The 21,619-nt window shown below is 74.2% G+C and carries 16 protein-coding genes and 2 pseudogenes; 8 read left to right on the plus strand and 10 right to left on the minus strand.

The window, feature by feature from the left end; genetic code table 11:
- The first annotated feature begins 97 nt into the window (after positions 1-97).
- Positions 98-754 carry a nicotinamide riboside transporter PnuC gene (gene pnuC / locus ACFV3R_RS17030; RefSeq protein WP_385582606.1) on the plus strand — a complete coding sequence of 219 codons (657 nt, stop codon included), beginning with the start codon at positions 98-100 and terminating at the stop codon, positions 752-754.
- The gene (locus tag ACFV3R_RS17035; protein WP_385582609.1) at positions 751-1,863 is read left to right on the plus strand and encodes an AAA family ATPase; all 1,113 of its coding nucleotides are present in this window, start codon (positions 751-753) and stop codon (positions 1,861-1,863) included. The genes pnuC and ACFV3R_RS17035 overlap by 4 nt, the downstream gene beginning before the upstream one ends.
- 28 nt (positions 1,864-1,891) lie before the next feature.
- On the opposite strand, the gene ACFV3R_RS17040 is transcribed toward ACFV3R_RS17035, so the two are convergent.
- The 3 genes and pseudogenes from ACFV3R_RS17040 to ACFV3R_RS17050 all read right to left on the minus strand — a co-directional run bounded on the left by ACFV3R_RS17040 (position 1,892) and on the right by ACFV3R_RS17050 (position 3,835).
- Positions 1,892-2,362, minus strand: coding sequence for a VOC family protein (locus tag ACFV3R_RS17040; protein WP_385582612.1), 471 nt, complete (start codon positions 2,360-2,362; stop codon positions 1,892-1,894).
- Positions 2,363-2,477: 115 nt separating this feature from the next.
- A pseudogene (locus tag ACFV3R_RS17045) lies at positions 2,478-2,978 on the minus strand (SDR family NAD(P)-dependent oxidoreductase).
- Positions 2,939-3,835 carry an NAD(P)H-binding protein gene (locus tag ACFV3R_RS17050; RefSeq protein WP_385582615.1) on the minus strand — a complete coding sequence of 299 codons (897 nt, stop codon included), beginning with the start codon at positions 3,833-3,835 and terminating at the stop codon, positions 2,939-2,941. Before ACFV3R_RS17050 ends, ACFV3R_RS17045 begins: the two are co-directional and overlap by 40 nt.
- Before the next feature lie 69 nt (positions 3,836-3,904).
- Between ACFV3R_RS17050 and ACFV3R_RS17055 the strand changes: the two are divergent.
- A pseudogene (locus tag ACFV3R_RS17055) lies at positions 3,905-4,713 on the plus strand (LysR family transcriptional regulator).
- A 123-nt stretch (positions 4,714-4,836) separates the two neighbouring features.
- On the opposite strand, the gene ACFV3R_RS17060 reads toward ACFV3R_RS17055, so the two are convergent.
- On the minus strand, positions 4,837-5,367 hold the full coding sequence (locus tag ACFV3R_RS17060) for a TerD family protein (protein WP_385582617.1): 531 nt from the start codon (positions 5,365-5,367) through the stop codon (positions 4,837-4,839).
- A gap of 243 nt (positions 5,368-5,610) precedes the next feature.
- Entirely contained in the window at positions 5,611-8,124 is a 2,514-nt protein-coding gene (locus ACFV3R_RS17065) for a DEAD/DEAH box helicase (protein WP_385582620.1), read from the minus strand.
- Positions 8,125-8,375: 251 nt separating this feature from the next.
- On the opposite strand from ACFV3R_RS17065, the gene ACFV3R_RS17070 reads away from it, so the two are divergent.
- Positions 8,376-9,170 (plus strand): metal-dependent hydrolase, encoded by a 795-nt coding sequence (locus ACFV3R_RS17070; RefSeq protein WP_385582624.1) that lies wholly within the window; start codon positions 8,376-8,378, stop codon positions 9,168-9,170.
- 110 nt (positions 9,171-9,280) lie between these two features.
- On the opposite strand, the gene ACFV3R_RS17075 is transcribed toward ACFV3R_RS17070, so the two are convergent.
- Positions 9,281-11,110, minus strand: coding sequence for an ABC transporter ATP-binding protein (locus ACFV3R_RS17075; RefSeq protein WP_385582627.1), 1,830 nt, complete (start codon positions 11,108-11,110; stop codon positions 9,281-9,283).
- Entirely contained in the window at positions 11,110-12,957 is a 1,848-nt protein-coding gene (locus ACFV3R_RS17080; protein WP_385582630.1) for an ABC transporter transmembrane domain-containing protein, read from the minus strand. Before ACFV3R_RS17080 ends, ACFV3R_RS17075 begins: the two co-directional genes overlap by 1 nt.
- A gap of 293 nt (positions 12,958-13,250) precedes the next feature.
- On the opposite strand from ACFV3R_RS17080, the gene ACFV3R_RS17085 reads away from it, so the two are divergent.
- Positions 13,251-13,994, plus strand: coding sequence for a L,D-transpeptidase family protein (locus tag ACFV3R_RS17085; protein WP_385582634.1), 744 nt, complete (start codon positions 13,251-13,253; stop codon positions 13,992-13,994).
- Positions 13,991-14,380 carry a signal peptidase I gene (locus ACFV3R_RS17090; protein WP_385582636.1) on the plus strand — a complete coding sequence of 130 codons (390 nt, stop codon included), beginning with the start codon at positions 13,991-13,993 and terminating at the stop codon, positions 14,378-14,380. Before ACFV3R_RS17085 ends, ACFV3R_RS17090 begins: the two co-directional genes overlap by 4 nt.
- Before the next feature lie 89 nt (positions 14,381-14,469).
- Here ACFV3R_RS17090 and ACFV3R_RS17095 read toward each other — a convergent pair whose 3' ends face one another.
- Both ACFV3R_RS17095 and ACFV3R_RS17100 read right to left on the minus strand, forming a co-directional pair.
- Complete coding sequence (locus tag ACFV3R_RS17095) at positions 14,470-17,400, minus strand: FAD-binding and (Fe-S)-binding domain-containing protein (protein ID WP_385582639.1); 2,931 nt, start codon at positions 17,398-17,400, stop codon at positions 14,470-14,472.
- 84 nt (positions 17,401-17,484) lie between these two features.
- Positions 17,485-17,979, minus strand: coding sequence for a MarR family winged helix-turn-helix transcriptional regulator (locus ACFV3R_RS17100; protein ID WP_385582642.1), 495 nt, complete (start codon positions 17,977-17,979; stop codon positions 17,485-17,487).
- Positions 17,980-18,097: 118 nt separating this feature from the next.
- Here ACFV3R_RS17100 and ACFV3R_RS17105 point away from each other — a divergent pair, with 118 nt between their 5' ends.
- Both ACFV3R_RS17105 and ACFV3R_RS17110 read left to right on the plus strand, forming a co-directional pair.
- Positions 18,098-19,948 carry an ABC transporter ATP-binding protein gene (locus ACFV3R_RS17105; protein WP_385582646.1) on the plus strand — a complete coding sequence of 617 codons (1,851 nt, stop codon included), beginning with the start codon at positions 18,098-18,100 and terminating at the stop codon, positions 19,946-19,948.
- Positions 19,949-19,988: 40 nt separating this feature from the next.
- Positions 19,989-20,393, plus strand: a complete 405-nt coding sequence (locus tag ACFV3R_RS17110) for a hypothetical protein (RefSeq protein WP_385582650.1) — start codon at positions 19,989-19,991, stop codon at positions 20,391-20,393.
- Between the two features lie 87 nt (positions 20,394-20,480).
- On the opposite strand, the gene ACFV3R_RS17115 is transcribed toward ACFV3R_RS17110, so the two are convergent.
- Positions 20,481-21,605: a hypothetical protein gene (locus tag ACFV3R_RS17115; RefSeq protein ID WP_385582653.1), complete on the minus strand. Its 1,125-nt coding sequence runs from the start codon at positions 21,603-21,605 to the stop codon at positions 20,481-20,483.
- Positions 21,606-21,619 lie beyond the last annotated feature (14 nt).

Raw genomic sequence — 21,619 nt, forward strand, 5'->3', positions numbered from 1 at the left:
CCCGCCCGCCGGCCGCCCGTGGCGACCAGCGGTAACCCGTTGTGCCGGACACCCTTCCCCTATATCGTCAGGTCGACAATAAGGGGGAGGGGCCGGGATGTCCGTGCCGGAGGCTTTCGATCGCGCGCTGGCCGCGCTCAACCATCCGCTGTTCACCCTCGGGCAGGACGCCGTCAGCTGGGCGGAGCTCGCGGGGTTCGTCACCGCCGGCGCCTGCGTGTGGCTGTGCGTGCGGGCGACGGTGTGGAACTTCCCCGTCGGCATCGCCAACAACCTCTTCTTCCTGGTGCTGTTCTGGAGCACCCGCCTCTACGCCGACGCCGCTCTCCAGGTCGTCTACCTCGCCCTGGCCGCCGCCGGCTGGTGGCAGTGGCGTCACGGCGGGGAGGGCGGGGAGCGCCGGGTGGGGCGGGCCTCGCCCCGTCAACTGGCGTGGCTGCTCGCGCTGCTGGTGCCCGCCACGGCCGTGCTCACCGCGACCCTGACAGCGGCCGGCGACGCCGCGCCCTTCTGGGACGCGCTGACCACGGCCCTCTCGCTCGCCGCCCAGTGGCTGCTGAACGCCAAGCTCCAGGAGAACTGGTACCTCTGGATCGCCGCCGACGTGGTCTACGTCCCCCTCTACCTGGTGCGGGGGCTGGACCTGACGGCGCTGGTCTACGCCCTGCTGCTGGTGATGTGCCTGGTGGGACTGCGCGACTGGCGCCGGATCCCCGCCCCGGTCACCCCTGCGGCCACGGAGGCCACGGCATGACGGACCGCCTCGTCCACGGGCTGGTGATCGGCAAGTTCTACCCGCCGCACGCCGGCCACCACTTCCTCGTCCGCGCCGCCGCCGACGCCTGCGAGCGGGTCACCGTGGTCGTGATGGCCGCGCAGCAGGAGTCGATACCGCTGGCCGCCCGGGTCTCCTGGCTGCGCGAGCGGTGGGCCGCCGACCCCCACGTGGTGGTCGCCGGCGTCGTCGACGACCTGCCCGTCGACTACGAGGACGAGGACGCCTGGCGCGGTCACGTCGCCCTCATGCGCACCGCCCTGACCGGTTGCGGCCCGGCGCCGGCGGTCGACGCGGTGTTCACCTCCGAGCCCTACGGTCGGGAGCTGGCGCGCCGCTTCGGGGCCACCGCCGTCACCCTCGACACCGCACGGAGCGTCTTCGCCGTCTCCGGCACCGCGGTACGCGCCGACCCCGTCACCCACTGGGACGCCGTGGAGCCACCGGTGCGCGCCTGGCTGGCCCGCCGGGTGGTGGTGGTCGGCGCCGAGTCGACGGGCACCACCACCCTCGCCCGCGACCTCGCCACCGCCCTCCGCGGCCGGGGCGGCGCCCACGCGCTGACCCGCTGGGTGCCCGAGTACGGCAGGGAGCTGACGGTGGCGAAGCTGGCCGTCGCCCGCGGCCTCGCCCCCGCGGAGTGCCCCGCACCGGACCTCGCCGCAGTGGAGTGGAGCGATGCTGACTTCCGGCTGGTGTGCCGCCGCCAGAGCGAGGCGGAGGAGGAGGCCGCGCGCTCCGGCGGCCCCGTCCTGGTCTGCGACACCGACGTCCTGGCCACCACCGTCTGGCAGGAACGCTACCGGGGCCGCACCACCCCCGAGGTCGCCGAGGCCGCGGCGGAACAGCCGCCGCGCGCGCTCTACCTGCTCACCGGCCACCAGGACGTGCCCTTCGAGGACGACGGCCTGCGCGACGGCGAGCACCTGCGGCCGTGGATGACCGACCGCTTCCGCTCGGTGCTGGCCGCCTCCGGGGTGCCCTGGGTGGAGGTGCGGGGCGACCGGCGGGCCCGGCTGGAGCAGGCGCTCGCGGAGGTCGACCGCCTGCTGGCCCGGGGCTGGCGCCTGGCGGACCCGCTCGGCTGACCGGCCAGGCCCGTCCAGAGCCGGGCCCTCACCCCTCGTACGCGGCCTCCAGGCGCGCCACGTCGAGCTTGCCCATCGCCAGCATGGCCCGGGTCACCCGCGCCGCGCGCTCCGGGTCGGGGTCGGCCATCAGACGCGGCAGCACCCGGGGCACCACCTGCCAGGACAGCCCGTACCTGTCCTTCAGCCAGCCGCAGGGCCCCTCCTGGCCGCCCTCGGACAACCGCGTCCAGAAGTAGTCGACCTCCGCCTGGTCCGCGCAGTCCACCGAGAGCGAGAGGGCCTCGGTGAAGACGAACTGCGGGCCCCCGTTCAAAGCGACATGGCGCTGCCCGGCCAGCTCGAACGTCACCGTCATGACCGACCCGGCGGGTCCCGGGCCGGCCTCCCCGTACCGGGCCACCTCCACGATCCGGCTCTCCTCGAAGATCCCGGTGTAGAACTCCGCGGCCTCCTCGGCCTCGGTGTCGAACCAGAGGAAGGGGGTGATCTTCTGCACGGCGTCTCCTCGTTGCCCGGACGGTGCCGAACCGGCGGAACCAGCGCCGGTAGCCTGCCGGGACACTAACGTGCGCCGGCCCGGGGGGCACGGGCCCGCGCGGTGCGGCGCGCCGCTACCAGGGCACGGTCTGGCCCTGGTGGCTGAGGAACCGCAGCCCCGGTTCGCCGCTGTGCCGTTCGATGGTGTCCACCACGCCGGGTACGGACTCCTCGACGGTCAGCGGTGCGTCCGGCCCGCCGAGTCCGGTACGGACGTGGCCGGGGCACAGGAGCAGCAGCGTGTGCGCGTCGTCCGCGTACCGGGCGGCGTAGCTGGTGACGGCCGCGTTGACGACGAGCAGGTCGAGGGTGCGCTCCGCCAGGCGGGCGCGCAGCGCGGCGACCTGGTCCGGCTGCGTCATGTCCAGCGACTCGACCTCGACCCGGCCCCCGGACACCTCGGACAGGTCGTGCAGACCGGTGCGGCCGCTGCCCCGGACGGTTCCGACGACGTTTCAGCCGCGGCGGGCGAGCTCGGTGGCGAGGCCGAGCCCGAGGGTCCGGGACGCTCCGACGACCAGGGCGGTCCTCCGGCTCACGCCTGCACCGCCGGCTTCAGGACCTCTTCGCACCATCGGCGGAAGGTCGTCGGACTCGCGTTGTGCGGGGTGCGCTGCACGCCGGCGTCGAGGCCCTCGTCCTTGGCGCGCATCATGTCCACGTACCCCTCGACGAAAGCGTCCCCGACACCGTGTCCGGTCAGGACGGCGCGGAAGTCCTCCAGCGACTGCCGCTCGTAGCGGACCGGGCGCCCCAGCACCTCGGACATGACGCCCGCCATGTCGTCGGGCGAGAGGTCCTCGGGGCCCAGCACCGGGACCTCGCCCGTCCCCGTCCACGAGCGGTCGAGCAGCAGAGAGGCGGCGGCCGCGGCGATGTCCCCGGTGGAGGCCGCCGGCGCCTTGCGGTCGGCGATGACGGTGTCGGTGAAGACGCCGTGGTCGCGGATCGAGGCCACCTGGCGGAGCAGGTTGTCCATGAAGTACGGGTTGGCGAGCGCCCGGTAGGCCACGCCGGTGCCCGCGATGAGGTCGTCCATGGCCAGCGAAGCCGTGACCAGTCCGGCGCGTCCGGCGACGGGTGTGCCGCGGCCGAGCGCCGAGACGCCGACGACATGTCCGACCGAGTGGGCCGCGAAAGCTTTGGCGGCGGGGCCGGTGAACCCGGAGTAGGCGGCGTCCAGGCTGGGTGCCCCCCGGCCCGGCGGGACCACCCAGAAGACGGCGTCCGCACCGGCGCAGGCCCGGTCGATGGTCGCGGCCTCGCCGTGCGAACCGGTGACCACGTCGACGCGGGCCCGGACCGTCTCGGGAAGCTTCCCGGGGTCGCGCACGACGACGCGCAACTCCTCGTCAGGCGCGCTGGTTCCGTCGAGCAGGATGTTCAGCAGCCGGCTGCCGATCTGGCCGGTGGGAGTGGTGATGAGGATCATGTCCCCGAGTCTCCGGCCGTTCCGGCGGTGACGTCCCATACCCTTTCCGGCAATTGATACCTTGCGGGTATGGATCTCGATCTGCGCAAGCTCCGCTATTTCGTCGCGGTGGCCGAGCGCCGGCACTTCGGCCGGGCGGCGGAACAGCTCTTCATCGCGCAGCCCGTTCTCAGTCGCCAGATCAAGGCGCTGGAGCGGGAGTTGGAGTGCACCCTGCTCGAACGCACCACGCGCAGCGTGGAGCTGACCCCCGCCGGGAAGCAGCTCTACGAGGAGGCGCAGGGCATTCTCACGGCCGTCGCCACGGCGGTGCGGCGCGTGCACGACACCGACCGCGGCGTCCAACGGCTCGCGGTCGCCTTCTCTCCCGGGCTGCACGTGGCGGACGCGATCCGGGCGTTCGCCTCGAGCCACCCGGACGTGGAGACCGACGTCGTGCCCACGTACTGGTGGGAGCGGGACGCGCCGCTCCGGGACGGCGGGCCCAGGTCGGTTACCTGCGCCAGCCGTTCGACGCCTCGGGGCTGCACACCGTCCCCGTCGGCCACGACCCCAGGGTCGCCTGCATGCCCTCGACGCACCCACTGGCCGGCCGCGGCGAGCTGACCCTCGCCGACCTCGACGGGGAGCCGGTACTCGACACCCCGACGAGGCGGACGTCCTCACTGGAGGAGAAGTTCGAACTCATCGCCTCCGGATACGGCATCGCCCTCGTCCCGCAGAGCGTCGCGCGCTCCTACTCCCGCCCGGACCTGGTGCACCTGCCGGTGACGGACGCCCAGGGGATCGAGACCTGCCTGGTCGTCCTGGCCGACCGGCGCCGGCAGCTGGTGTGCGACTTCCTGGAGATCGCCACGGCGGTGCTGCGACCCACCTGAGCGACCGGCGGGCCAAGCCGCCGGCGGCGCCGGGAGAGTCAAGCTGCCGCCGCCGGACCGGCGAGCCGGGATGCCCGCCCGCCGGCCGTCGGCGCGAAGCCCCCGGCCCGGCGGTCCGCCGCCTCAGCTCGCCGGGCCGCCCATGACCCCAGGGAAGTCCGCGGGGTCGACGTCGTAACCGCGCAGGGCCGGCAGCAGCCGCCACTCGCCCGCCTCGTCGCGCAGGAACTCCACCACGGTGGCCGCCGTGCTGCCCGCGACCCCCGCGAAGTCCTCCACCACCAGGTCGGTGTACTCCTCCCGGACCCGCACCCCGGGCTGCGCCACCTCGCCGAACGTCAGCCGGCCCGCCCGCTGCTGGATCACCACGCCGACGACCACCCTGCCGTAGCGGGGAGCGAGCCGGTCCAGCTCCAGCGTCATCACCTCGTCGTAGCCGAAGCCCTGGCCGTCGTGGCTGTCGCGGTTGAGGTTGATGGTCCCGTCCGGCGACCGGCTGTCGAAGTGGACGACGTAGTCAGGTGCGCCCTGCGGAGCGTCCCCGAGATAGGTGGCCGCGACGACGTCCAGGTCGTGCGGCGGGGCGTCGCGCGGACCGGGGTCCCACCGCAGCGCGAACTCCACCTTCGCGATCCCCTTGCTGGCACTGTGCATACGGCCTCCCCGTGTCGTGTGCGCGTGGCGCTCCCCGGTGCCCGGCCCGGTGGCCGGCGCCCACCGCCGGCCCTGCGGCCCGGTTCGGGGCGGCGCGGACCGGGACGGACGGCACCGCAGGCCCGCGGCAGCGGGCCAGGGGCCGCGCCCATGGGCACCGGTGCCTGATTGTCCCTCACCTGCCACCCCCGCCGCCACCGCCGACGGCCCTCACCGGCCGTCTTCCGGCCGTGACGCGGGACGTCAGAGGTGCCCGACGTCGGTGACCTTGACGACCGCCCGCCCCTCCTCGTCCGAGGCGGTGAGGTCGACCTCCGCCGAAATGCCCCAGTCGTGGTCGCCCGCCGGGTCGGCGAAGGTCTGCCGCACCCGCCACAGCCCGTTCGCAGGCTCCTCCTCGATGCGCAGCAGCCGGGGCCCGCGAGCGTCCGGGCCGGTTCCGAGGTCGTCGTACTCGTCCCAGTAGGCGTCCATCGCCTCGCCCCAGGCGTCCGCGTCCCAGCCTGACTCGGCGTCCAGCTCGCCCAGTTCCTCGACCTTGTCCAGCGCCGCCAGCTCCACCCGCCGGAACATGGCGTTGCGCACCAGCACCCGGAACGCCCGCACGTTGGCGGTGACCGGCTTGACCTGGTCCGCACGCTCGGCGGCCTCCTCGGCGCTCTCCTCCTCCGGGTTGGCGAGCTGCTCCCACTCGTCCAGCAGGCTGGAGTCGACCTGGCGGACCATCTCGCCGAGCCAGGCCACGATGTCCTGGAAGTCCTCCGACTTCAGGTCGTCCGGCACGGTGTGGTCCAGCGCCTTGTACGCGCTTGCCAGGTAGCGCAGCACGATGCCCTCGGTGCGCGCCAGCTCGTAGAAGGAGGTGAACTCCGTGAAGGTCATGGCGCGCTCGTACATGTCGCGGATGACCGACTTGGGGGAGAGCGGGTGGTCGCCGACCCACGGGTGGCTGCGCCGGTACAGGCCGTAGGCGTGACTGAGCAGCTCCTCCAGCGGCTTGGGGTACTCGACGTCCATGAGGCGCTCCATGCGCTCCTCGTACTCGACGCCGTCCGCCTTCATCTGTGCCACGGCCTCACCGCGTGCCTTGTTCTGCTGCGCCGCCAGGATCTGGCGCGGGTCGTCCAGCGTCGACTCCACCACCGAGACCATGTCCAGCGCGTACGAGGGCGACTGCGGGTCCAGCAGGTCGAAGGCGGCCAGCGCGAACGTCGACAGCGGCTGGTTGAGGGCGAAGTCCTGCTGGAGGTCGACGGTCAGCCGGATGGTGCGGCCCTCCGCGTCGGGCTCGTCGAGCTGCTCCACGATGCCGCCGTCCAGCAGCGAACGGTAGATGGCGATCGCGCGGCGGATGTGCCGGAGCTGGTTGCGCCGCGGCTCGTGGTTGTCCTCCAGCAGCCGCCGCATCGCCTCGAAGGCGTTGCCGGGCCGGGCGATCACCGACAGCAGCATGGCGTGGGTGACCCGGAAGCGGGAGGTGAGCGGCTCCGGGTCGGCGGCGATCAGCTTCTCGAAGGTGTTCTGGCCCCAGCTGACGAACCCCTCGGGAGCCTTCTTGCGTACCACCTTGCGGCGCTTCTTCGGGTCGTCGCCCGCCTTGGACAGCGCCTTCTCGTTCTCGATGACGTGCTCAGGGGCCTGCGCGACGACCAGCCCCGCGGTGTCGAACCCGGCCCGCCCCGCGCGCCCGGCGATCTGGTGGAACTCCCGGGCCCGCAGGGTGCGCACCCGCGTCCCGTCGTACTTGGTGAGCGCCGTGAACAGCACCGTGCGGATCGGTACGTTCACGCCCACACCCAGCGTGTCCGTCCCGCAGATCACCTTCAGCAGCCCCGCCTGCGCCAGCTTCTCCACCAGCCGCCGGTACTTGGGCAGCATGCCCGCGTGGTGCACGCCGATGCCGTGCCGCACGTAGCGCGAGAGGTTGCGGCCGAACTTCGTGGTGAAGCGGAAGTTGCCGATCAGCTCGGCGATGCGGTCCTTCTCCTCCCGGGTGCACATGTTGATGCTCATCAGCGCCTGGGCCCGCTCCACCGCCGCGGCCTGCGTGAAGTGGACGATGTAGACCGGCGCCTGGTGCGTCTCCAGGAGCTCGGTCAGCGTCTCGGTCATCGGGGTCGTGCGGTACTCGTAGGACAGCGGCACGGGCCGGCTCGCCGAGCGGACCACGGAGGTCGGCTGCCCGGTGCGGCGCGTGAGGTCCTCCTCGAACCGCGAGACGTCCCCCAGCGTCGCCGACATCAGCAGGAACTGGGCCTGCGGCAGCTCCAGCAACGGGATCTGCCAGGCCCAGCCGCGGTCCGGCTCGGCGTAGAAGTGGAACTCGTCCATCACCACCTGGCCCACGTCGGCCGCCCGGCCGTCGCGCAGCGCGATGGAGGCGAGCACCTCCGCGGTGCAGCAGATGACCGGGGCGTCGGCGTTGACGGACGCGTCACCGGTCAGCATGCCGACGTTCTCGGTGCCGAAGAGCTTGCACAGGTCGAAGAACTTCTCCGAGACCAGCGCCTTGATCGGAGCGGTGTAGAAGGTGACCTTGTCGGCCGCCAGCGCGGCGAAGTGCGCGCCCGCCGCCACCAGGCTCTTCCCGGAGCCGGTCGGGGTGGAGAGGATGACGTTGGCACCCGAGACCACCTCGATCAACGCCTCCTCCTGCGCAGGGTAGAGCGAGATGCCCTGCTGCTCGGCCCAGGTCGAGAAGGCCTCGAAGAGGGCGTCGGGGTCGGCGCTGTCCGGAAGATGATCGATGAGGGTCACGCCCCCATACTGCCCTCCCGTGCCGCCCGACCGGGAACCGGCCGTCGGACCGAGATCATCTGACGCTACGCTGTGTGGCCGACCGGGCCCCCGGTGAAGCGCGTGCGGGCGGCCCGGCGGCCACCGGCGCGCGGAGTGCGCGCCCGCAGCAGGACCGTCCGCCCAGGGGGACGCCGGGGACGACCGCGGTCGCCGCCGGCCGGCCCCTCGTGCGGCCGGCCGCACGAACACCAGAGGGTGGGGGAGCACACATGATGGGACCGGCGCACTCGCTGTCCGGAGCCGCGGCGTGGCTGGGGGTGGGGGCCGCCGCCTCCGGGCTCGGCCACCCGATGCCCTGGCCGGTCCTCGTCACCGGGAGCCTGATCTGCGCCGGCGCGGCGCTCGCCCCCGACCTCGACCACAAGGCGGCGACGATATCCCGCGCCTTCGGGCCCATCTCCCGCGGCCTGTGCGAGATCATCGACCGGCTCTCGCACTCCGTCTACAAGGCCACCAGGATGAAGGGCGACGGCTCCCGCCGCTCGGGCGGCCACCGCACCCTCACCCACACCTGGCTGTGGGCCGTGCTGGTCGGCGGCGGCGTGTCGCTGCTCGCGGTGCTCGGCGGCCGGTGGGCGGTGCTCGGCATCCTCTTCGTCCACATGGTGCTGGCCATCGAGGGGCTGCTGTGGCGGGCCGCCCGGGTCTCCAGCGACGTCCTGGTCTGGCTGCTGGGCGCCGCGACGGCCTGGATCGTCGCCGGCATCATGGACCAGCCCGGCAACGGCGCCCACTGGCTCTTCGCCGAACCCGGCCAGCAGTACCTCTGGCTCGGCCTGCCCGTCGTCCTGGGCGCCCTGGTCCACGACGTGGGCGACGCGATCACCATCTCCGGCTGCCCGATCCTGTGGCCCATCCCCGTCGGCCGCAAGCGCTGGTACCCGGTGAGCACGCCCAAGCCGATGCGGTTCCGGGCCGGCAGCTGGGTGGAGAACAAGGTCCTGATGCCGGCGTTCATGATCGCCGGCGGCATCGGCGCGGTCGCAGCGCTCGGCATCCTCTGACGCGCGGGCCCGGGCCCGGGCTGGCGCCTCCCGCTCCCGGCGGACCGTTCCGTCCGCCGGGAGCGGGAGGCGACCAGGACGCCCCGCCACCACCTCCGGCCCCGCCCCGCTCAGCCGTGCCAGGACCGCCACAGCGCCGCGTACGCCCCGCCGCGCCCCACCAGCTCCTCGTGCGGCCCCAGCTCGCTGATGCGGCCGTCCTCGACCACCGCGATCAGGTCGGCGTCGTGCGCGGTGTGCAGCCGGTGGGCGATGGCCACCACCGTGCGCCCGGCCAGCACCCGGCCCAGCGACCGCTCCAGGTCGCGGGCGGCCCGCGGGTCCAGCAGCGAGGTCGCCTCGTCCAGCACCAGCGTGTGCGGGTCGGCCAGCACCAGCCGGGCCAGCGCCACCTGCTGCGCCTGCGCCGGGGTGAGGGCGTGTCCGCCGGAACCGACCGCCGTGTCCAGGCCCGCCGGCAGCGCCCGCGCCCAGCCGTCCGCGCCGGTGGCCCCCATCGCCGCCCACAACTGCTCCTCGGCCGCGTCCTCCCGCGCCAGCAGCAGGTTGTCGCGGAGCGTGCCGACGAAGACGTGGTGCTCCTGGTTGACCAGCGCCACGTGCCGCCGCACCCGCTCGGCCCCCATCCGGGACAGGTGCGCCCCGCCCAGCAGCACCTCGCCGGTACGCGGGGCGTAGATCCCGGCCAGCAGCCGGCCCAGCGTCGACTTCCCCGCCCCCGAGGGCCCCACCAGCGCCAGCCGTGTCCCCGGCCGGACCCGCAAGGTCACCTCGTGCAGCACGTCCACCCCGCTGCGGTAGCCGAACCGCACGCCGTGCGCGTCGACGTCCCGGCCCTCGGGCTCCCGCCCGTCGTCGGCGGCCACCGCTTCCACCTCCCGCACGCCCACGAGCCGGGCCAGCGAGACCTGGGCGACCTGCAGCTCGTCGTACCAGCGCAGGATCAGGCCCACCGGCTCCACCATCATCTGGGCCAGCAGCGCCCCCGTCGTCAGCTCGCCGGCGCTCACCCAGCCCCGCAGCGTGAACCAGCCGCCCAGCATCAGCACCGCCCCCAGGACCAGCAGGTGCGAGACGTTGACGACGGGGAAGAGCACCGAGCGCAGCGCCAGGGTGTACGCCTCCCAGCGCGTCCACCGCCCCACCCGCGCGTCGGTGAGTGCCACCCGGCGCGCGCCGAGCCGGTGCGCCTCGACGGTGCGGCCCGCGTCGACCGTCTCGGTGAGGGTGGCGGCGACCGCCGCGTACCCGGCGGCCTCGGAGCGGTAGCCCGACGGGGCCCGCCGGAAGTACCAGCGGCAGCCCACCAGCAGCACCGGCAGGGCCACCAGGACCGACAGGGCCAGCGGCGGCGCGGTCACCACGAGTCCGGCGACCAGCAGCGCCACCCACACCACGCCGATGGCCAGCTGCGGCACCGCCTCCCGCATGGCGTTGGCGAGCCGGTCGACGTCGGTGGTGATCCGGGAGAGCAGGTCGCCGGTGCCGGCGCGCTCCAGGACGCCCGGCGGCAGCGCGACGGCCCGTACCAGGAAGTCCTCCCGCAGGTCCGCCAGCATCCGCTCACCCAGCACGGCGCCGCGCAACCGCACCAGCCGCACGAACACCGTCTGCACGGCCAGCGCCGCCAGGAACCAGGCCAGCACCGGGCCGGTCCGGACGTCGGCCCCGGCGGACAGGTCCGTCACCAGCCCGCCCAGCAGCCAGGGCCCCACCATCGACGCCAGCACGGCGACCGCGTTGACACCCACCAGCGTGGTGAACGCCCGCCGGTGCCGGCGCAGCAACTCACCGACGTAGGTGCGGACCGTGGCCGGCGAGCCGACGGGCAGCGTCGTGGCGGTCCGCGACGCGCCGGCGTCACTCTCCTCGGGTCTGGGCGGCCACGCGGTGCGCGCCGTGCGGCGCTGCTGCCGGGAGGGCGCTTCGGGGTGGGGCATCACAGTTCTCCGAGCGGGTCGAGGGACTCGCCGCCGGCGAGGGCGGCGTCGAGCGGGCGGGCGTGCGGGGCGGCACCGGCCGGGGCCCCCTCGCCGGGCCGCGGGTCCGGCCCGGTCACCTCCCGGGTGACGACGGCGCGGTAGGCGGCGCAGGAACGCAGCAGCTCGTGGTGGTCGCCGGCGGCTTCGGCCCGGCCCTCGCGCAGGAACACCACCCGGTCCGCCCGGTCCAGCAGCAGGGGACTGGAGGTGAGGACCAGCGTCGTCCGGCCGGCCCGCACCTTCCGCAGCCCGGCCGCGATCGCTGCCTCGGTGTGGGAGTCGACGGCGCTGGTCGGCTCGTCCAGGACCAGCACCTCCGGGTCGGCCACCAGCGAACGCGCCAGGGCGAGGCGCTGGCGCTGCCCGCCGGACAGGGACCGTCCGCGTTCGGTGAGGTGGGCGGCGAGCGGGTCCCCGTCCGCGTCCGCCGACCCCCGTGCCAGCGCCGCCAGGACGTCCTCGCACTGCGCCGCGGCGAGTGCCTCGGCCGCCGGGATTCTGCCGGTCGAGGGCACGTCCAGGAGTTCGCCGAGCGTTCCGGAGAGCAGCACCGGGTCCTTGTCCTGGACGAGCACCGCGGTGCGGGCCGACTCCCGGTCCACCTGGTCCAGCGCGGTCCCGCCGAGGAGGACGGACGGTTCACCGGCAGCGCCGCGGACGGCATGGCCGCCCCAGCGCTCGGCCAGTTCACCCGCGGTGTCCGGGTCGCCGCAGACCACCGCGGTCAACTCGCCCTCGCACGCCCGCACTCCGCTGACCGGGTCCACCAGGTCGCCGCGGAGCGCGCCACGGGCGGCCGCGCCGCCGGTGGGACGCCGCAGAGCCAGCACCCGGGCGGCGCGCCGCGCGGAGGGCCGGGAGAAGGAGTACGCCATGGTGATCTCCTCCAGGTGCCGCAGCGGCAGCAGCAGGAAGGTCACCGCGCTGTACACCGTCACCAGGGTCCCGACGGGGACCCGCCCCGCGTCGACCATCGCCACGCCCATCGCCACCACCCCGGTCAGCAGCAGGCCCGGCAGCAGTACCTGCACCGCCGCGATCAGGCTCCACATCCGGGCGCTGCGGACCGCCGCGTGCCGCACCTCCTGGGAGGCGTGCCGGTAGCGGCGCAGGAAGAGCTGTTCGCCGCCCACGCCCCGCAGCACCCGCAGCCCGGCCACCGTGTCGGAGGCCAACTCGGTGGCGAGCCCGGCCTTCTCCCGCTGCTTGTCGGCCCGCCGGGTGGCGGGCGGCAGCAACGGCAGCACCACCAGCGCCATGACCGGCACCCCGACCGCCACCACGACGCCCAGCGCCGGCTGGTAGACCACCAGGGCCACGCAGACGCCCACGCCCGCGCAGGCCGCCGCGGTGAAGCGGGAGAGCGCCTCGACGAACCAGCCGATCTTCTCCACGTCACCGGTGCCGACGGCCACCACCTCCCCGGCTGCCACCTGCCGCGTCAGGGCGTCCCCCAACTCCACCGCGCGGCGCGCCAGCAGCTGCTGCACCCGGGCCACCGAGGTGATCCAGTTGGTGACCGCCGCCCGGTGGAGCATGGTGTCGCCGAGGGCCACCGCGGTGCCGAGGGCGAGCATGACGCCGCCCGCGCGCAGCAGGTCCTGCGCCGACCGGTCGACCGCCGCCTGCACGGCGGCACCGACGGGCAGCGGCAGCGCGGCGACGGCGCAGGTGTGCAGCAGCCCCCACAGCAAGGCCCGCACCTGGCCGCCCCACTGGCGGCCGAAGAGCCACCACAGGAACCGGCCGCCGGAGCGGACGTCGGGTTCGCCCGGGTCGGGATGGGGGAGATCGCGGATCTGCATGAACGTCCCAGAGGTCGTGTGACGGGTGGGGTGGGGGAGCGCCGCGCCCCGAGCGGGGGCGGCCGGCTGCCCGGCGCGGGCGCGTGCCGGGGCGGGTACCGCCGAGGCCGGCTGCGGGGCGGCAGGGAAGCGGGTTCCGGCGACGGGGGTGGGCGGGCGTCGGACAGCCTTGCGTGAAATTCGCCACCTTTTCAACTGGTTTTCCGTGCCGGGTTCGGGGGCGGGCATGTCGTGCATCTCCCGTTCCGGGACCTGACGCCCCGGTTGCCGGGCGGCGGTGCGAGCATGGGGGCATGCGAACTGCGGGCAGTGTGGTGCGGACGGTGGCGGCCCTCGTCGGTGGCGTGGCCCTGGTGGCCGGTTGCGGCACCGGGGACGGCGGCGGACACGACAAGGGCGGGGCCGCCGCGTCCTCGCCGAAGGCCGCCGGGGCCACTCAGGCGGCACCCACCACCCACCTCGCCCAGGTACCGGACGTCGACGCGCTGCAGAAGAAGATCCCCGCCGACTCCCGGCAGGTGGTGGCCGTCTACGGCAAGGGCGTCGACTCCCCGGACGCCACCGTCGCCCTCTACGTCAAGGGCGCCAAGGGCTGGGACCGCAAGGACCTCTGGTCGGCCCACAACGGCAAGCGCGGCTGGACCACCGACCACCACGAGGGTGACAAGCGCAGCCCGGTCGGGGTCTTCGGCCTCACCGACGCCGGCGGCGTCCTGCCCAGCCCCGGCACCAAGCTGCCCTACAGCCACTCGGCGGCCTTCACCCCGCCCTCCTACTGGGCCAAGAGCACCCGCCACGACTTCGACTACGTGGTCGCCATCAACTACAACCGCACCCCCGGCACCTCCCCGCTCGACCCGGGCCGGCCGCTGGGGCAGTCCAAGGGCGGCGGCATCTGGCTCCACCTGGACCACGGGAGCGGCACCTCCGGCTGCGTGAGCCTGCCCAAGCCGGCCCTGCGCACCCTGCTCGGCACTCTCGACCCCGCCGCGCACCCCGTCGTGGTGATGGGCGACAAGGGCCACCTGGCGGCATGACGGAGCATGACCCGCCCCGCGACCCGCTCGCCGACGTGTACGTCGGCAACGCGGGCGAGGATGCCGCGCTGGACCACGGTTGGATACTCGGTCACTTCAAGGACGCCGACGACCCGCGGCACAGTGCGGCCCTGGAGATCAAGTGGGGCGTGCACCCTCGGGGCGAGCGTCGGGCCCGGTGGGTGCGCGGCGAGGAACGCACCGCCCTGCTGGTGCTCGTCAGCGGCCGGTTCCGCGTCGAACTCCCCGGCCGCGACGTGGTCCTGGCCCGCCAGGGCGACTACGTGGTGTGGGGCAGGGGAGTCGACCACTCCTGGTGCGCGGAGGAGGAGTCGGTGGTCCTGACGGTGCGCTGGCCCTCGGTCCCGGGGTACGCGGTGCGCTGACCCACCGCAGGCGGCGCGGTCCGGGGCACGGGCACGCCGCGGGGCGCCGGGCGGCGCGACGCCGCCCGCCCGCGCCGCCCACCGCGGCCTCACTGCGGACGCGTCGCCCGCTCCAGGGCCAGCAGCGCCGAGTGGTAGCCGCGCCCGCCCGTCGCGTGGTCCATGCCGATCTCGCACATGCGGTTGGCCGACAGGTGCGCGTCGAAGTGGCGCGAGGTGACCTCGGCGGCCTCCCGCGCGCTCGCGATCTCCGTCAACTCCCGGTGCAGCATGCCCCGGTCGCCGGCGAAGGCGCAGCAGCCCGCGTCCTCGGGCACCACGACCTCCCGCGCCACCGCCGCCGCCAGTACCCGCAGCTGCTCCTCGTCGCCCAGGTGGCGCATCGAGCAGGTGGGGTGCACCACCGCCGAGTCGAGGCGGTGCTCCACCCTCAGCCGGGGCAGCAGTTCCTCGGCCGCCCACACCAGGGAGTCCACCACCGTCAACTGCCCGTGCAGCTCCCGGTTCTCCTCGGTGAGGTAGGGCAGGACCTCCTGCGCGATGCCCAGGGTGCAGGAGGAGGCGTCGACGACGAGGGGCAGCCGCCCGCCCGCCGTCCAGCCCCACGCGGCCTCGACGATGCGGTTGGCCATCGTGGCGGTGCCCGACTCGTAGCCCTTGGAGTGCCAGATGGTCGAGCAGCAGGTGCCGGTGACGTCCTGCGGGATCCACACCGGCCGGCCGGCGCGGGCCGAGACGGCGACGACCGCCTCCGGCAGCGTCGGCCCGCGGTGCTGCTCCGGCTCACCGAAGATGCGGTTGACGCAGGCCGGGTAGTACACGGCGTGCGCCCCCGGCCGTTCGGTCACCGGCAGGCGCCGCGCCGCAGCCCCCGGGACCTCGGGCAGCCACTCGGGGACGAGGTCGGGGCGGACCGCCGCCCGCACCCGCGCGGTGGCCGAGGCCAGCAGCCCGTCGCCGATCCGCTCCGCCGCGGCCACCGCGAGCCGGGCCCCGCGCTCGACGGCACCGAACCGCCGGGCCGTGAGGTCCGCGATCCGCTCCTCGCGCGGGCTGTGGCGCCGGTGGCGGAAGTCCTTCATCATCGCTCCGGTGTCGATGCCCACCGGACAGGCCAGCTTGCAGGTGGAGTCCCCGGCACAGGTGTCCACGGCGTCGTACCCGTAGGAGTCCAGCAGGGACGCGGTGACGGGGGAGTCGGGTGCCTGGCGCATCATCTCCCGGCGCAGGACGATGCGTTGGCGGGGCGTGGTGGTGACGTCCTTGCTGGGGCAGGTGGGTTCGCAGAAGCCGCACTCGATGCAGGGGTCGGCGATCGCCTCGACCTCGGGAATGGTCTTCAGCCCGCGCAGGTGCGCCCTGGGGTCGCGGTCCAGCATCACCCGGGGGGCGAGGACGCCGCGGGGGTCGAACAGCGCCTTGACGCGCCACATCAGCTCCGTGGCGCGGGTTCCCCACTCCAGCTCCAGGAACGGCGCGATGTTGCGGCCGGTGGCGTGCTCGGCCTTGAGCGAGCCGTCGAAACGCTCCACGGCCAGCCGGCAGAAGGCGTCCATGAAGGCCGCGTAGCGCTCCACGTCCGCGGGGCGCGCCGCGTCGAAGGCCAGCAGGAAGTGCAGGTTGCCGTGGGCGGCGTGGCCGGCGACCGCGGCGTCGAAGCCGTGCTCGGCCTGGAGCTCCAGGAGCGCGGCACAGGCGTCGGCCAACTGCGCGGGCGGCACCGCGAAGTCCTCGGTGATCAGCGTCGTCCCCGAGGGCCGCGAGCCGCCGACGGCCGTCACGAACGCCTTGCGCGCCTTCCAGTAGCCCGCGATCGTCCGGGCGTCCCGGGTGAAGGAGTTGGTGACCGAGGCGACGGGCGCGACCAGTTCGACCTCGTCCAGCACCTTGCGCGCCGCCGTCTCGTGCGCGGCCAGCGTCGCCTCGTCGGGGGCGCGGAACTCCACCAGCAGCGCGGTGGTCTCCCGCGGCAGCCCGGCCCAGTCGGCGGGTACCCCCGCGACGCTGACCGAGGCCCGCAGCGTGTTGCCGTCCATCAGCTCCACCGCCGTGGCCCGCGCCGCGTTGAAGCCGGGGACGGCCGCCGCCGCGGCCCGCAGGTCGGGGAAGAACAGCAGGGCGGTGGAGGTGTGGCGGTCCAGCGGCAGCGTGTCGAAGACCGTCTCGGCGAGGAACCCCAGGGTGCCCTGGGAGCCGACCATCAGCCCGCGCAGGATCTGCACCGGCGTCTCGCCGTCGAGGAAGGCGTCCAGCCGGTAGCCGTTGGTGTTCTTGATCGTGTACTTGGCGCGGATGCGGTCGGTGAACTCCCGGTCCGCCTCGATCTCGGCCTTCAGCTCCAGCAGGCCGGCGCACAGGGCGGGTTCGGCCGCCGCGAGGCGGGCGTCGGCGTCGGGCGCGGCGGTGTCCACGACCGTGCCGGAGGGCAGCACCACCGTTGCCGAGGCCATCATGCGATAGGAGTTGCAGGTGGTGCCGGCCGTCATGCCGGAGGCGTTGTTGGCGACGACCCCGCCCAGGGTGGCGGCGATGGCGCTGGCCGGGTCGGGTCCCAGCACGCGGCCGTGCCGGGCGAGCGTGGCGTTGGCGCGGACGACGGTGGTGCCGGGGGCGATGCGGGCGTGGCGGCCGTCGGCCAGTACCTCCACCCCGGACCAGTGGCGCCGGACGTCGACGAGGATGTCCTCGCCCTGTGCCTGGCCGTTCAGGCTGGTGCCGGCCGAGCGGAAGACGAGGTTGCGGTGGTGGGAGTGGGCGTAGGCGAAGACCGCGGCCACGTCCGCCACCGTCTCGGCAACCACCACGACCTGCGGCACGAACCGGTAGGGGCTGGCATCGGAGGCGTAGCGCACCAGGTCGGAGAGGGAGTGCAGGACCTTCGAGGGGCCCAGCAGTGCCGCGAGGTCCCGCCGCAGGTCCTCGGGTGAACCGGCGGCCCGCTCGTCCCCCACCCGGTCGTGGAGGGGGCCCTCGGTGCTGTCGGGACGCAGTGCCCCCGGATCGGGGTCGAGCCAGACCATCGTCTTCCCTTCACGCCGTGCGGCGGCGGGGGTGGCACCTCGCCGTTGTGCGCACCAGTGTGCAGCAGCCGGGGCCGGAGGGGGTCAGGCGGTCCGGTCGCCGTGCTCGTGGTGCGACGGGGGGCCGGCGAGCGCGGTCTCCCCTCCCACGACGGCCGACAGGATCCCGGCCAACGTCTCGCGCTGCGGCCCGCTCAGCGGTTCCAGCACCTCCTGCGCCGCGTCGCGCCGGGCCTGCCGCAGGGCGTTCAGGGCGGCCCGGCCCTCCTCGGTCAGGACGATGCGCACCACCCGCCGGTTGGCCGGGTCGGGCCGGCGGCTGACCTTCCCGCTCTCCTCCAGGGCGTCGACCAGCGTGGTCACGGCGCGGGGCACCACCTCCAGACGCGCCGCGAGGTCCGTCATCCGCGGCGGGGTGTCGCCGTAGCGGTCCACCGTCCGCAGCAGCCGGCCCTGGGCCGGGGTGAGCGCCAGGGGGCGCAGCCGGGTCCGCTGGGCGCGGTGGAGCTGCCGGGTCAGGCGCAGCAGCTGGTCGGCGAGGTAAGTGTCGGTGCCGGTGGTGACGTCGGGCGTGGCCATGACCACAGGTTATCAGGACAAAGTTCATTGTGAGTATAGGTAAGTATCGGTTACGCTCGTCCCGCGGCACCGCCCCGGTGCCGCGCCTGCCCCACCCCGCGCACTCCCGAAGGAGCACATGCCCCGCGACGACATCCGATGGACGCCCCCGCCCAAGGACGAACGCCAGCCGCCGCAACTGCGGCGCATCCTCCGCCTCTTCCGGTCCTACCGGGGCCGCCTCGCCCTGGTCGGCCTGCTGGTCGCCGCGTCCTCGCTGGTCTCGGTGGCCTCCCCGTTCCTGCTGCGCGCGGTGCTGGACACCGCCATTCCCCACCGCGACCTGGGGCTGCTCAGCCTCCTGGCCGCCGGGATGATCGCAGCCGCCGTCACCACCAGCGTCTTCGGCGTCCTCCAGACGCTGATCTCCACCACCGTCGGCCAGCGCGTCATGCACGACCTGCGCACCGCCGTCTACGCCAAGCTCCAGTCCATGCCCCTGGAGTTCTTCACCCGGACCCGCACCGGTGAGGTCCAGTCGCGCATCGCCAACGACATCGGCGGCATGCAGGCCACCGTCACCTCCACGGCCACCTCGCTCGTCTCGAACCTGACCTCGGTGGTCGCCACCATCGTGGCCATGGTGGCGCTGGACTGGCGGCTGACCATCGCCTCCCTGCTCCTCCTGCCGCTGTTCGTCTGGATCAGCCGGCGCGTCGGCAACGAGCGCAAGAAGATCACCACACGCCGCCAGAAGCAGATGGCCGTCCTGTCCGCGATGGTCACCGAGTCGCTGTCGGTCAGCGGCATCCTGCTGGGCCGCACCATGGGCCGCGCCGCCTCCCTGACCGAGGACTTCGCCAAGGAGTCCGAGGCACTCGTGGACCTGGAGGTCCGCTCCAACATGGCGGGCCGCTGGCGCATGGCCACCATCGGCATTGTCATGGCCGCGATGCCCGCCGCCGTCTACTGGGCTGCCGGCGTCGTCCTCCAACTCGGCGGCCCTGCCTTCTCCCTGGGCACCCTGGTGGCCTTCGTCAGCCTCCAGCAGGGCCTGCTGCGCCCGACCGTCTCGCTGCTGACCACCGGCGTGCAGATGCAGACCTCCCTGGCGCTCTTCGGCCGCGTCTTCGAGTACCTCGACCTGCCCGTCACCCTCACCGAACCCGAGCACCCCACCCCGCTGCCCGCCGTCCGCGGCGAGATCCGCTTCGAGGGCGTCTGCTTCAGCTACGGCAGCCCCGCCGACGGCGCACCGGCCACCGCCCCCACGCTCCAGGACATCGACCTGACGGTCCCCGCCGGCAGCAGCCTCGCGGTCGTGGGCGCGACCGGCAGCGGCAAGTCCACCCTCAGCAGCCTGGTGCCCCGCCTGTACGACGTGACCGCGGGCCGGGTCACCCTCGACGGCGTGGACGTGCGGGAGCTGGACTTCGCCACCCTGGCCCGCGCCGTCGGCCTGGTCTCCCAGGAGACCTACCTCTTCCACGCCTCGGTCGCCGACAACCTGCGCTTCGCCAAGCCGGACGCCACCGAGCAGGAGATCGAGGCCGCCGCGCGGGCCGCCCAGATCCACGACCACATCGCCTCCCTGCCCGACGGCTACGACACCCTCGTCGGCGAACGCGGCCACCGCTTCTCCGGCGGCGAGAAGCAGCGCCTGGCCCTGGCCCGCACCATCCTGCGGGACCCGCCGGTGCTCGTCCTGGACGAGGCCACCAGCGCACTGGACACCCGCACCGAGTACGCCGTGCAGCAGGCCGTCGACGCCCTCTCCCGGGGCCGGACCACGCTCACCATCGCCCACCGGCTCTCCACCGTCCGCGACGCCGACCAGATCGTGGTGCTCGACGCCGGGCGCATCGCCGAACGCGGCACCCACGAGGAACTCCTCGCCCTCGACGGCCGGTACGCGGCGCTGCTGCGGCGTGACCCACACCTGGGCGAGGAGTCCGGCAAGCTGGTGACCGCCGAAGTGACTCGCGGGTAAGGTCGGGTGCCCGACGCCGACACACCCTGGGGAGCAGCCCGTGGCAGCCACCGACAGGTCCGCAGCAGCGATGGCCCGCATGCTGGCGGGGATGGGGACACTCCACTTCCTCGCGCCGAAGCCGTTCGACGCCCTGGTGCCCCGCGCCCTGCCCGGCCGGCCCCGGACCTGGACCCACCTCAGCGGCGCCGCGGAGCTGGCCGTGGCGGCTGCCGTCGCCGTCCCCCGCACCCGCCGCCTGGGCGCGCTCGCCGCGGCCGGCCTCTACACCGCGGTCTTCCCCGCCAACGTCAAGATGGCCCGTGACTGGCGCAACCGCCCCAAGGCGCTGCGCACCCTCGCCTACGGCCGGCTGCCCCTCCAGGTACCCCTGGTGCTCTGGGCCCTGCACACCGCCCGCCAGGCCGGCCGGACGGACGAGGCGGGCACCGGGCGACAGGGCTGAGGACACCTCACCGGGCGACGTCCGCCGCCGCCGCGGCCCGTGCCGCGAGCGCGGGCCGGCCGCCCTCCGCAGCAACGGCAGCCGTCCTCAGCCCAGTTCCGTCCCCCACCACCACCGGGCGACCGGGTAGGGGAGGGGCTCGGCCTCCTCATGGCCCGGCCGGCCGGTCAGGACGGCGAGCCGGCCGGCGCCGGTCCCTTCGGCGGCGGCCGTGGCGTCGACGGGGGCGCAGCGGGGAGTGCCGGCTCCCCAGTCGAGGTTGCCGCGGATCATGTGGCCCAGCGACGTCAGGTACTGCCGCAGTGCGGGTCCCGCCCGCAGGAGCACCTTCCGCCGCAGCTGGAGGAAGCGGAGGGTGGCCCGGTCGCGCAGCGCCACGGTCTTGTGCACCGCATCGGCCGTGCTGCCGCCGTCCTCGTGGAGCAGGACGCTGAGGATGTCGACGCCGTGCTGCTCGTGCCGCCCCTCCCGCCCCGGAGCCTGCAGGTCGTTGTCCAGAGCGCCGATGAAGAAGGTGAGCTCGGTCAGGGCCCGCACCGCCGGATCGTTGTACTGGTGCTCACTCAGCTCCCGGCCGTGCAGGAAGTCCAGGACGGCGGTGACCGGTTTGGCCCCGGTGCTGTACAGGCGGGTCGTCAGGTAGTCGTTGACCGTCGGCACGGCGCCGCTCTGGAGCCGGCTCATCTCCACGGCGACGGCGAAGTACCAGGCCCGGTGCCCCTCGACCCAGCGCCGCAGTTGCGTCGGGGTGGCCCCCAGCCGTCGCAGCCCGCGGCTGAGATCGCCCTGCGCGGCGGCGAACCGGTCCTCGGCGACGTCCTGCCGGGGGTGGGCGGCGACCTGCAGCAGGTTGCCGGCGCGCGGCAGGAAGGCCGCCGGCCGGTGGTTCACCTCCGGGGCGGCACAGACCTGCTCGTCGAACCGGAACGCCCAGTACCCCCACTGCGCCAGCACCTGCAGCCGCTCCTCCTGGGCGTGCGGGGCGAAGCGGCACATGAGCTCCGCGGCCCGCGTCCCGACCAGCCTGGCCCGCTCCTGGCCCCCGGCGCGGAGCGGGAAGCGGTCCCACCACGCGAGCGCCCGCTCCTCGATCCGCTCCCGCTGCGGATGGACGGCCGGCTCGATCGGACAGTAGACGCCCGGTGGAGCGCCGGGATCGGCTGCCGCGGGCTGCTGGGGCGTGGTCGTGGCCGCTGCCGGTTGGCTTGTCATGGCGTCCATCTGTA

This window comes from Streptomyces sp. NPDC059740 (genome assembly GCF_042733155.1).
GTDB lineage: Bacteria > Actinomycetota > Actinomycetes > Streptomycetales > Streptomycetaceae > Streptomyces.

Coding starts and splice junctions, on each gene's coding strand:
- ACFV3R_RS17060 (WP_385582617.1), bottom strand. CDS start 5,367: ATGCACAGTGCCAGCAAGGGGATCGCGAAGGTGGAGTTCGCGCTGCGG.
- ACFV3R_RS17105 (WP_385582646.1), top strand. CDS start 18,098: ATGCCCCGCGACGACATCCGATGGACGCCCCCGCCCAAGGACGAACGC.
- ACFV3R_RS17100 (WP_385582642.1), bottom strand. CDS start 17,979: ATGGCCACGCCCGACGTCACCACCGGCACCGACACTTACCTCGCCGAC.
- ACFV3R_RS17035 (WP_385582609.1), top strand. CDS start 751: ATGACGGACCGCCTCGTCCACGGGCTGGTGATCGGCAAGTTCTACCCG.
- ACFV3R_RS17095 (WP_385582639.1), bottom strand. CDS start 17,400: ATGGTCTGGCTCGACCCCGATCCGGGGGCACTGCGTCCCGACAGCACC.
- ACFV3R_RS17085 (WP_385582634.1), top strand. CDS start 13,251: ATGCGAACTGCGGGCAGTGTGGTGCGGACGGTGGCGGCCCTCGTCGGT.
- ACFV3R_RS17080 (WP_385582630.1), bottom strand. CDS start 12,957: ATGCAGATCCGCGATCTCCCCCATCCCGACCCGGGCGAACCCGACGTC.
- ACFV3R_RS17050 (WP_385582615.1), bottom strand. CDS start 3,835: ATGATCCTCATCACCACTCCCACCGGCCAGATCGGCAGCCGGCTGCTG.
- ACFV3R_RS17115 (WP_385582653.1), bottom strand. CDS start 21,605: ATGACAAGCCAACCGGCAGCGGCCACGACCACGCCCCAGCAGCCCGCG.
- ACFV3R_RS17070 (WP_385582624.1), top strand. CDS start 8,376: ATGATGGGACCGGCGCACTCGCTGTCCGGAGCCGCGGCGTGGCTGGGG.
- ACFV3R_RS17090 (WP_385582636.1), top strand. CDS start 13,991: ATGACGGAGCATGACCCGCCCCGCGACCCGCTCGCCGACGTGTACGTC.
- pnuC (WP_385582606.1), top strand. CDS start 98: ATGTCCGTGCCGGAGGCTTTCGATCGCGCGCTGGCCGCGCTCAACCAT.
- ACFV3R_RS17075 (WP_385582627.1), bottom strand. CDS start 11,110: ATGCCCCACCCCGAAGCGCCCTCCCGGCAGCAGCGCCGCACGGCGCGC.